At 68.2% G+C, this 10,183-nt stretch carries 12 protein-coding genes and 1 pseudogene; 3 read left to right on the top strand and 10 right to left on the bottom strand.

The features are described 5' to 3' along the window. The 3 genes and pseudogenes from VGE03_RS16155 to VGE03_RS16145 form a co-directional block, all read left to right on the top strand. Positions 1–227, top strand: a pseudogene (locus tag VGE03_RS16155) (hypothetical protein); the annotation flags it as partial. Positions 228–340: 113 nt separating this feature from the next. After that, positions 341–1,396: a GGDEF domain-containing protein gene (locus VGE03_RS16150; RefSeq protein ID WP_331047500.1), complete on the top strand. Its 1,056-nt coding sequence runs from the start codon at positions 341–343 to the stop codon at positions 1,394–1,396. 36 nt (positions 1,397–1,432) lie between these two features. Next, positions 1,433–2,224, top strand: a complete 792-nt coding sequence (locus VGE03_RS16145) for a 1-acyl-sn-glycerol-3-phosphate acyltransferase (RefSeq protein ID WP_331047499.1) — start codon at positions 1,433–1,435, stop codon at positions 2,222–2,224. A gap of 105 nt (positions 2,225–2,329) precedes the next feature. Here the strand turns inward: VGE03_RS16145 and VGE03_RS16140 are convergent, their stop codons facing one another. The 10 genes from VGE03_RS16140 to sufB form a co-directional block, all read right to left on the bottom strand. Next, positions 2,330–3,136, bottom strand: a complete 807-nt coding sequence (locus VGE03_RS16140; protein ID WP_331047498.1) for a MetQ/NlpA family ABC transporter substrate-binding protein — start codon at positions 3,134–3,136, stop codon at positions 2,330–2,332. Between the two features lie 24 nt (positions 3,137–3,160). Continuing rightward, the gene (locus VGE03_RS16135) at positions 3,161–3,817 is read right to left on the bottom strand and encodes a methionine ABC transporter permease (protein WP_331047497.1); all 657 of its coding nucleotides are present in this window, start codon (positions 3,815–3,817) and stop codon (positions 3,161–3,163) included. Next, positions 3,817–4,806 carry a methionine ABC transporter ATP-binding protein gene (locus tag VGE03_RS16130; RefSeq protein ID WP_331047496.1) on the bottom strand — a complete coding sequence of 330 codons (990 nt, stop codon included), beginning with the start codon at positions 4,804–4,806 and terminating at the stop codon, positions 3,817–3,819. Before VGE03_RS16130 ends, VGE03_RS16135 begins: the two co-directional genes overlap by 1 nt. Position 4,807: 1 nt before the next feature. Beyond that, on the bottom strand, positions 4,808–5,191 hold the full coding sequence (locus VGE03_RS16125) for an iron-sulfur cluster assembly accessory protein (RefSeq protein ID WP_331047495.1): 384 nt from the start codon (positions 5,189–5,191) through the stop codon (positions 4,808–4,810). A gap of 8 nt (positions 5,192–5,199) precedes the next feature. Continuing rightward, positions 5,200–5,601, bottom strand: a complete 402-nt coding sequence (locus VGE03_RS16120) for an SUF system Fe-S cluster assembly protein (RefSeq protein WP_331047494.1) — start codon at positions 5,599–5,601, stop codon at positions 5,200–5,202. Beyond that, a complete protein-coding gene (locus tag VGE03_RS16115; RefSeq protein WP_331047493.1) occupies positions 5,598–6,836 on the bottom strand; it encodes a cysteine desulfurase in 1,239 nt (412 codons plus the stop codon). The genes VGE03_RS16120 and VGE03_RS16115 overlap by 4 nt, the downstream gene beginning before the upstream one ends. Next, a complete protein-coding gene (sufD, locus tag VGE03_RS16110; RefSeq protein ID WP_331047492.1) occupies positions 6,815–7,843 on the bottom strand; it encodes a Fe-S cluster assembly protein SufD in 1,029 nt (342 codons plus the stop codon). The genes VGE03_RS16115 and sufD overlap by 22 nt, the downstream gene beginning before the upstream one ends. Beyond that, positions 7,840–8,589 carry a Fe-S cluster assembly ATPase SufC gene (gene sufC, locus VGE03_RS16105; RefSeq protein WP_331047491.1) on the bottom strand — a complete coding sequence of 250 codons (750 nt, stop codon included), beginning with the start codon at positions 8,587–8,589 and terminating at the stop codon, positions 7,840–7,842. Before sufC ends, sufD begins: the two co-directional genes overlap by 4 nt. 1 nt (position 8,590) lies before the next feature. After that, positions 8,591–8,845 (bottom strand): hypothetical protein, encoded by a 255-nt coding sequence (locus tag VGE03_RS16100; protein ID WP_331047490.1) that lies wholly within the window; start codon positions 8,843–8,845, stop codon positions 8,591–8,593. Continuing rightward, positions 8,842–10,183: Fe-S cluster assembly protein SufB (sufB, locus tag VGE03_RS16095; protein WP_331047489.1), on the bottom strand; the 1,342-nt coding region annotated here is incomplete at its 5' end. The genes sufB and VGE03_RS16100, both read right to left, overlap by 4 nt.

Here is a 10,183-nt window from a genome sequence, read left to right as displayed (position 1 = left end):
CGGCCGAGGCTCCGGTGGACGCCGCCCCCGCCCCCGTCGAGGCCGCTCCGGCCGTCGTCGAGGCCGAGGCGCCCGCCGCGCGTGAACCGCGTCGCGAGCGTGGTCGCGGTCGCAACGCCGACCGTCGCGACGCCGCCGTCGAGGAGCCCCGTCAGGGCAACGGCCGCCCGTTCGGCGACGCCGAAATCCCGGCCTTCCTGCGCCGCCCGGTGACGATCCGCGGCTGACCGCTTTTCAACACCGGCGACGGCCACGCTTAACCCTGCGTTACCTATCCGCGTTCTAGGGTCTCGCCCTGCGACGTTCGGAAGGAACGGAACGCATGGGGGAAGAATTCCGCATGACCTCGTCGGTCGAGACCACGCTCCGGGGACCGGAAGCCTACAGCCTGTCGCGTCGTGTGATCGACGAGATGGAGGCCGCGGGCGTCTGGCCGACCCCGCTGAATTTCGAGCTGTGGCTCCACTATCTCGGTGATCCGGAAGGCGCGCTGGGCCGCGAGATCCAGCGTCTCCTCGCCGCGCGTGAACCCTTTACCGAGGCCACCGCCGACATGCTGGCGGCCGAGTATCTCCCCCGCGGCCGCCTGACCGAGGAGATCCGCGACGCCGGCCGGGTGCTGGACCGCGAGCTGTCCAGCGTCGCCGACGCCATCTCCCGCGCCCACAAGTCCCAGGCCGCCTACGGCCAGACCCTCGACAAGGCCGCGACCAGCATCGAGAGCGCCGGCGACGGCGACGCGTTGAAAACCATCGTCGGCGGCCTGAGCACCGCCACCCGTCGCATCCAGCGCGAGAACGAGACGCTCGAGAAGCGTCTGGACGCCTCCACCAAGGAAGTCGCCCGCCTGCGCGAACACCTGGAGCAGGTGCGCCGCGACGCCATGACCGACGCCCTGACCAACCTGGCCAACCGCAAGGCGTTCGACGAACACCTCGCCGCCGCCTGCGATCAGGCCGAGGCCGGGGGCGAGCAGATGGTCCTGGCCGTGCTGGACGTGGATCACTTCAAACGCTTCAATGACACTTGGGGCCACCAGACCGGCGATCAGGTCCTGCGCTACGTGGCCAGCGTCATCGCCCGCTTCAGCCCCCCGCCCCGCATCGCCGCCCGCTACGGCGGCGAGGAGTTCGCCGTCATCTTCCCGCGCGAGGACGCCGCCAAGGTCCACAGCGCGCTGGAATCGATCCGCAAGGAAATCGGCTCACGCTCGCTGCGCCGCCGCTCGACCAACGATGAACTGGGCGCCGTGACCATTTCGGCGGGCTTCGCCACCCACCGCGCGGGCGACACCGGCGCGACCCTGCTGGAACGGGCCGACGCGGCCCTCTACGCCTCCAAGCGCGCGGGCCGGAACCGGGTCACCGCCGCCGAGGCGCTGGATCGCGCCGCCTGATCTTGGCCCGTCGTCAAAAGCGGGCATAGTCCGGTCATGCGCAGTTTCGCCTTTGCGATCGCCTACTGGTCGCTGTCCATCGCCTACACCCTCGCCGCCTGCGTCGCGGCCCTCGCGCCGGGCCGCAAGGCCACCGGCTGGATCATCCGCCGCTATGTCCGGCGCATGGTCCAGGCCATGCGCGTGCTGGCCGGCATCCGCATTCAGTACCGGGGCGAGGATCGCCTGCCGCAGGGCGCCTTCATCATCGCCTCGAAGCATCAGAGCTGGGGCGACGGCTTCGCCACCTACGACCGGTTCGAGGACCTGGCCTTCGTCACCGGCGACCATCTGGAGAAATTCCCGCTGCTGGGCACGGTCCTGCGCAAGCTGGGAGCCATCGTGGTCAACAACTGCGGCGGCCGCGCCGCCCGCGAGGCCCTGAAGCACCGCGCCGCCGACGCCCATGCCGAGGGCCGCAAGATCCTCATCTACCCCGAGGGCAATCTGGCCAAGGTCGGCGAGAAGTTCCGCTACCGCTCGGGCGTCTGGCATATGTACCGCGACTTCGACATGCCCGTCGTGCCCGTCGCCACCAACCTCGGCCTGTTCTGGCCGCAGGAGGCGTTCCGCAAAAACCCCGGCACAGCGACGCTGGAGTTCCTCGACCCCATCCCCACCGGCCTGCCGAAAGAGGAATTCCTCGCCCGCCTCGAAGCCGCCGTCGAGGGCCGCACCGCCGAACTGATCGCCGAGGCCACGGGCAATCCGGTCACCCCGGCCGTTCAGGTGCCGACGCCGGATGAGGTGAAGAAGGCGGAAGCCGCTGCGAAGGCATTAGGCAGGTAGGCAGTAGGCAGTAGGCAGTAGGCAGTAGGCAGTAGGGTCGCAGGTGGGCAGCAGAGGGAGCGATCCTCCCTATTGCCTACTGCCTACCTGCCTATTGCCTTTTCTTCACGCCGCCGGAATCACCGCCCCCTCATACCGTCCGGCGATGTAGTCCTTGACCGCCTGGCTACGCAGGGCGCGGGCCAGGGCCTGGACGCGGGCGTCGTTCTGGCTTTCGGGGCGCGAGACCAGATAGTTGATGTAGGGGCTGTCGGCGCCTTCCAGCGTCAGGGCGTCGGTGCGCGGCTTCAGGCCGGCGTCGAGGGCGTAGTTGGTGTTGATCACCGCCCCGTCGACCTGCGGCAGGATGCGCGGGATCGTCGCCGCCTCGACCTCGCGGAACACGAAGCCCTTCGGATTGCCGGTGATGTCGCGCACGGTCTGCAGCGGGTTCTGGCCGTCCCGCAGGGTGATCAGGCCCGCCGACTGCAGCAGCAGCAAAGACCGGCCCGTGTTCGAGGCGTCGTTGGGCAGGATGATCTGCGCGCCGTTCGGCAGGGCGCTCAGCGAGCGGTGCTTGCGCGAGTACAGGCCCAGCGGCTCCACGTGCACGCCCGCGACGGTGATCAGGTTGGTGCCGCGCGCGGCGTTGAACTCGTCCAGATAGGGCTTGGTCTGGAAGTAGTTCACATCCAGCCGCCCCTCGGCCAGCTGTACGTTCGGCTGGACGTAGTCGTTGAACACCTTGATCTCGATCGGCACGCCCTCGGCGGCCAGGATCGGCTTCACGACCTCGAGGATCTCGGCGTGCGGCACGGCGGTCGCGCCGATGATGAGGGCGTCGCCCTCCCCGCCCTTCTTCTCGCCGCCCGCGCCGCAGGCAGCGAGCGTCAGGGCGGCGGCGGCGGAGAGCAGGAGCGAACGACGGATCATGGTCTGGGCCTTTCGGGGGAGCGATCAGCGGTGGGAAACGGCGGCGACCACACGGTCGCCGATCATCTGGAGAATCTGGACCAGCACCAGCAGCAGGACAACCGTCACGACCATGACGTCGGTCTGGAAGCGCTGATAGCCGAAACGCACGGCCAGGTCGCCCAGACCACCGGCCCCGACGACGCCCGCCATGGCCGTATAGCTGACCAGGGCGATGGCGGTGACGGTCGCCCCGGCGATGACGCCCGGCAGGGCTTCCGGCAGCAGGGCGCGGGTGACGATCTGGAAGGTCGAGCCGCCCATGGCCTGGGTCGCCTCGACCACGCCCTTGTCGACCTCGCGCAGGGCCGTCTCGACCAGTCGCGCATAGAAGGGCGCCGCGCCGACGACCAGCGGCGGAATGGCTCCGGCCACCCCCAGCGAGGTCCCGACCAGCAGCACCGTCACCGGCAACATGACGATCAGCAGGATGATGAAGGGCACCGAGCGCAGCACATTCACGACGAACGACAGCACGGCGTTCAGCACCGGATTGGCGGCCAGCCGCCCCTTGCCCGACAGGTACAGCAGCACGCCCAGCGGCACGCCCAGCACCACCGTCAGCACCAGCGACCCGCCCAGCATCAGCAGGGTGTCCAGACCGGCCTGGGCGATGTCGCCCCAGTCCACGTTGTCGAACATCAGGCCGCCTCCACCTTGACGCCCCGGTCCGTCAGTTGCGTCATCGCGGCGGCGGCGTCGCCCCCGGTGAAGGCCACGACCAGCTGGCCGTAGGGCTCGCCCCGGATGCGGCTGATCCGGCCGGACAGGATCGAATAGTCCACGCCCACCGACCGCGCGACGCGGCTCAGTTCGGGCTCATAGGTCGAGGCCCCGCGGAAAGTCAGTTTGGCCAGCTTCGCGCCCGCGGGCACGACCGAGGTGTCGACCGCCTCCTCGCCCTCGGCCAGCATGGCCTGCGTCACGGGATGCTGCGGATGCAGGAAGACGTCGGCCGTCGCGCCCTGCTCGACGATCTTCCCGTCCTTCAGCACGGCCACGCGGTCACAGACCCGGCGCACCACCTCCATCTGGTGGGTAATCAGCACGATGGTCAGGCCCAGCTCGCGGTTCAGCTGATCCAGCAGGGTCAGGATGTCCTCGGTCGTCTCCGGGTCCAGCGCGCTGGTCGCCTCGTCGCACAGCAGGACCGAAGGCCCGCAGGCCAGCGCCCGGGCGATGCCGACCCGCTGCTTCTGCCCGCCCGACAGCTGGGCCGGGTGCTTGTTCGCATGCTCCGACAGGCCCAGCCGCTCCAGCAGCTCGACTGTGCGCGCCTTCACCTCGGCCTCGGGCCGTCCCTCCAGACGCAGCGGGAAGGCCACGTTGTCGAAGATGGTCTTGGCGTTCAGCAGGTTGAAATGCTGGAAGATCATCCCGATCCGGCGACGCGCGGCGCGCAGCTCGGCCGGGTTCAGGGCGGTGATCTCCGACCCGTCCACGAACACCTTGCCTGCGTCCGGCGTCTCCAGACGGTTGATGGTGCGGATCAGGGTCGACTTGCCGGCGCCCGAGCGACCGACCACGCCGAAGACCTCGCCCCGGGCGATTTCCAGATCGGCGCTGTCCAGCGCCACGCGCTCGCCCGCCGCGCTGCGATAGCGCCGGGTCACCCCCTCAAGGCGGATCATGTCAGTCGGCCTTCAGGGGAACGATGGTGACGCTCTCGCCACAGCCGCAGGCGTCGGTCTCATTGGGATTACGGAAGACGAATTTGGACGCCAGCTTGGTCGTCTCGAAATCGATCTGCGTGCCGATCAGATACAGCACGGCCTTGCCGTCGATGACGACGGTCGCGCCCTTGTCGGTCACCACCTCGTCCAGCGGACCGACCTCCTCGGCGAAGCCGAAGGTGTATTCCTGCCCGGCGCAGCCGCCGTTCTTGATGCCGATCTTCAGGCCCTTCACGCCCCTGTCGGCGGTCAGTTCGACCACGCGCGCGGCGGCGGCGTCCGTCAGGGTGACGATCGCGGGGCGCGGACGGCGCGGGCGGGGCGTGGCTTGCAGTTCGCTCATCCCGGACCTCAGAACATGTTGAGCGCGAGCTTGGCCTCGTCGCTCATCTTCGAGGGGTCCCACGGCGGATCGAACACGATCTCGGCGCGGGCCGAACGGATGCCCTCGACCTTCATCACCGCCTGCTCGACCCAGATCGGCATCTCGCCGGCCACCGGGCAGCCCGGCGCGGTCAGGGTCATCTCGACGGCGACGTCGCGCTCGTCAGACAGGTCGACCTTGTAGATCAGGCCCAGCTCATAGATGTCGACCGGGATTTCCGGGTCGAACACCGTCTTCAGCGCCTCGATGATGCCGTCGGTCAGATGGTCCAGCTCCTGCTGGCTGATCGCGCCCGAGGCCACGGCGGCCGCGCGGCCGCCGTCGTCCTCGACGGCAGGGGCTTCAGCAGGGGTCGTCTGGTCGGTCATGCAAAGAACTCACGCGCCTTGATCAGGGCGTCGGCGAAGGCGTCGGCGTCCTCAAGGGTGTTATATAGGGCGAAGCTGGCCCGGGCGCTCGACGTCAGGCCAAATCGTCTGGCCAGCGGCTCGGCGCAATGCAGTCCGGCCCGCACGGCCACGCCGTAACGGTCCATCACCTGGGCGATGTCATGAGCGTGGGCGCCGTCGACGGTGAAGGTCAGGATCGCCCCCTTCCCTTCCGCCTCGCCGATCACCTTCAGCCAGTTCACCCCGTCCAGCCGCGCGCGGGCGTGGGCGTACAGGGCCCGTTCATGCGCATCGACGGCGGCCTTGTCGTACTGGTTCAGCCACTCGATGGCGGCGCCAAGACCGATGGCCTCAAGGATCGGCGGCGTCCCCGCCTCGAACCGGTGCGGCGGCTTCGCGTAGGTCACGCGCTCCATCTCCACCGTCTCGATCATCTCGCCCCCGCCCTGATAGGGCGGCAGGGCGTCCAGCGCCTCGGCCGTGCCGTACAGCGCCCCGATGCCGGTCGGGCCATACAGCTTGTGGCCGGTGAAGGCGTAGAAGTCGCAGCCGATGGCCTGCACGTCCGGCAGGCCATGCACCGCCCCCTGACAGCCGTCGATCAACACCCGCGCGCCGACCGCATGGGCCATCCGGGTGATCTCGGCCACCGGATTGATGGTGCCCAGCACGTTCGACATGTGGGTCACCGCGACGATCTTCGTCTTCGGCCCCAGCAGGTCGGCGTAGGCCGCCATGTCCAGCGACCCGTCGTCCAGCAGCGGGATCCACTTCAGCACCGCCCCGCGCCGCTCGCGCAGCAGATGCCAGGGCACGATGTTGGAGTGGTGCTCCATCTGGCTGACGATGATCTCGTCGCCCGGCTGGATCGACTGGCCCAGGCTCGACGCGACCAGGTTGATCGCCTCGGTCCCGCCCTTGGTCCAGACGATGTTGTCCGGCCCCTCGGCGTTCAGGAACCGCGCCACGCTCTCGCGCGCCGCCTCGAAGGCCTCGGTCGTTTCATTGGCCAGCGTATGCAGGCCGCGGTGGACGTTGGCGTAGCTGCCCTCCATCGCCGCCGTCAGGGCGTCGATCACCGCCCGCGGCTTCTGCGCCGAGGCGGCCGAGTCCAGATAGACCAGCGGCTTGCCGTTCACCGTCCGCGACAGGATCGGGAACTGCGCCCGCGCGGCGTAGGCGTCGAAGGCCATCACAGGCGATCCGTCAGCCATGTCCTCGCCACCTCTCTCGCGCCCTCGTGCGCGATGCGATCCACGACCTCGATCAGGAAGGCCTCGACCAGCAGGGCCCGCGCCTCGTCGGCCGGAATGCCGCGCTGCTGCATGTAGAACAGCGCCGCCTCGTCCAGATTGCCGACGGTGTTCCCGTGCGCGCACTGGACGTCGTCGGCATAGATGATCAGCTCCGGCTTGGCGTCGATCTCGCCGCGCTCGCCCAGGATCAGCGCATGGTGCTGCATGCGGGCGTCGGTGCCGTCGGCGCCGCGCTCGACGATGATCTTGCCCTGGAAGACGCCGCGCGCCGTGTCGCGCACCACGCCCTTGGTCATCTGGCTGGTCAGGCCGTCGGCGGCGACATGGTCCACCACCGTCGTCAGGTCCGCGTGCCGCTCGCCCGCCAGCGCATAGGCGCCGTCCAGACGCACGTCGGCGCCCTGGGCAAAATGCAGCAGCTGGGTTTCGATCCGTTGCAGCTTCGATCCGGTCGTCAGCACGGTCTGGCGATAGACGCCGCCCGCCTCGACCCGCACCTCAGCCTGGGTCACCGAGATGGCGTCCGCCGGCTCCTCGATCAGCACCACGCGGATCACCTCGGCCCCGCGCGCCACGTCCAGCTCCAGCCGGTTGTGCGCCACATAGGCCGAGCCGGTCCCCTCATGGGTCTCCAGCAGCAGCAGCTTCGCCCCGGCCCGCGCCGAAATGCGCGCCGTGGCCGCATGGCCCGTGCCCTCGGCCTTGGACACGAAGCGCAGGCGCAGCGTCTGCTCGCCTGACGCCATCAGGGTGTCCACGCCCACGGCCCGGCCGTTGACGAAGACCATGGCGTCGCCGCCCAGCGCCTCGAACGGCCCGCCGCCCGCGACGGGCAGCGCCGCCGACGGCGACGGCTCCGGCGCCTCGCGCAGATATTTCCGAAGGTCCGAATACTTCCACGCCTCCACCCGCCGCGACGGGAAGCTGGACGCGTCCTTCAGATCAATGAGGGGAAGCGCGTTCACGCCGCTTCCGCCACGTACTTGTCATACCCCTCGGCCTCGAGCTGCAGCGCCAGCTCCGGGCCGCCCGAGGCGACGATGCGACCGGCGGCCAGCACGTGCACCCGGTCGGGTTTGATGTAGTCCAGCAGGCGCTGGTAGTGGGTGATCACCAGCATCGACCGCTCGGGGCTCCGCAGGGCGTTCACGCCTTCCGACACGATGCGCAGGGCGTCGATGTCCAGGCCCGAGTCCGTCTCATCGAGGATCAGCAGCGACGGCTCCAGCAGGGCCATCTGCAGGATTTCCATCCGCTTCTTCTCGCCGCCCGAGAAGCCGACGTTCAGCGGCCGCTTCAGCATCTCGAAGTCCATCTTCAGCGCCGCCGACGCCGCCTTGACCAGCTTCAGGAAGGCGGGGGCCGAGACCTCCTCCTCGCCGCGCGCGCGCTTCTGGGCGTTCAGGGCGGTGCGGATGAAGGTCATCGCCGGCACGCCGGGGATCTCCAGCGGATACTGGAACGACAGGAAGACGCCCTTGGCCGCGCGCTCCGCCGGATCGAGCTCCAGCAGGTCGGCGCCGTTCCACTGGACCGAGCCTTCGGTGGCCTCATAGCCCGGACGGCCCGACAGGGCGTAGCCCAGCGTCGACTTCCCGGCCCCGTTCGGCCCCATGACGGCGTGCACCTCGCCCGCCGGCACTTCGAGCGTCAGCCCCTTGAGGATCGGCTTCTCGCCGACGGTGACGTGGAGGTTGGAAATGGAGAGCATGTCAGGAGCTAGTCTTCTGTAGGCGGTGGCGCTTTAGGCGAGCAGCGGTGGAAAGGAGCGCGTGTTCGATTTGAACAGCTTGGTCTTCAAAGCGATGGAGAAGGCCCACGGAAAACTCGAAGACAGCCAGATCAATGATCTTCTCCCGAATGACCGGAGTCGTCGCCAATCCCTCCAATGGGTCGCTGAAGTTGTAAGCTAGGCGCGTCACGCGCCCCTCAATTGACTGATCTTCTTCCTCATCGAACTCGGTCATCCGACCGATCCTTCCAGTGAGATCGCCACCAGCTTCTGCGCCTCGACGGCGAACTCCATCGGCAGTTCCTGCAGCACGTCGCGGACGAAGCCGTTGACCAGCAGGGCCACCGCCTCCTCCTCCGACAGGCCGCGCTGCTGGGCGTAGAACAGCTGGTCCTCGCTCAGGCGGGTCGTGGTCGCCTCATGCTCCAGTTGGGCCGAGCCGTTGCGGGCCTCGATGTAGGGGATGGTGTGCGAGCCGCACTCCTTGCCGATCAGCAGGCTGTCGCACTGGGTGAAGTTGCGCACGCCCGTCGCCTTGGGGTGCACCGACACCTGCCCGCGATAGGTCGAGTCCGACTTGCCCGCCGACACCGCCTTGGCGATGATCCGCGACTTCGAGTTCTTGCCCAGATGGATCATCTTGGTGCCGGTGTCGGCCTGCTGATGTCCGTTGGTGATGGCGATCGAGTAGAACTCGCCCGAGCTCTCCTCGCCCTTCAGGATGCAGGACGGGTATTTCCAGGTGACGGCCGAACCGGTCTCCACCTGCGTCCACGACACCTTCGACCGGTCGCCGCGGCAGTCCGCGCGCTTGGTGACGAAGTTATAGATGCCGCCCTTGCCCTCGGCGTCGCCGGGGTACCAGTTCTGCACCGTCGAGTACTTCACCTCGGCGTCGTCCAGCGCCACGATCTCGACCACCGCCGCATGCAGCTGGTTCTCGTCGCGCATCGGCGCCGTGCAGCCTTCCAGATAGGAAACGTAGCTGCCCTTGTCGGCGATGATCAGGGTCCGCTCGAACTGGCCGGTCTGGGACGCATTGATGCGGAAATAGGTCGACAGCTCCATCGGGCATTTCACGCCCGGCGGGATGTAGACGAACGACCCGTCGCTGAAGACCGCGCTGTTCAGGGCCGCGAAATAGTTGTCCGACACCGGCACGACCGAGCCGAGGTATTGCCGAACCAGATCAGGATATTCGCGCAAGGCCTCGGAAATCGGCATGAAAATTACGCCGACCTTGGCCAGTTCCTCCTTGAAGGTGGTCACGACCGACACGCTGTCGAACACGGCGTCCACGGCCACCTTGGGCGCGCCCTGCACGCCGGCCAGGACCTCCTGCTCCTTCAGCGGGATGCCCAGCTTCTTGTAGACCTCGAGGATTTCAGGATCGACCTCGTCGAGGGACTTCGGCCCCTCCTTCTGTTTCGGCGCGGCGTAGTAGTGCAGGTCCTGATAGTCGACCGGCTCGTACTTCACCGAGGCCCAGGTCGGCTCCTCCATGGCCTGCCAACGCTCGAAGGCGGCCAGCCGCCAGTCCAGCATCCACGCCGGCTCGCCCTTCTTCTCCGAG

The sequence above is a fragment of the Brevundimonas sp. genome (assembly GCF_036400995.1).
Taxonomy (GTDB): Bacteria; Pseudomonadota; Alphaproteobacteria; order Caulobacterales; family Caulobacteraceae; genus Brevundimonas.
This window is presented reverse-complemented; position numbering and strand designations above follow the sequence as displayed.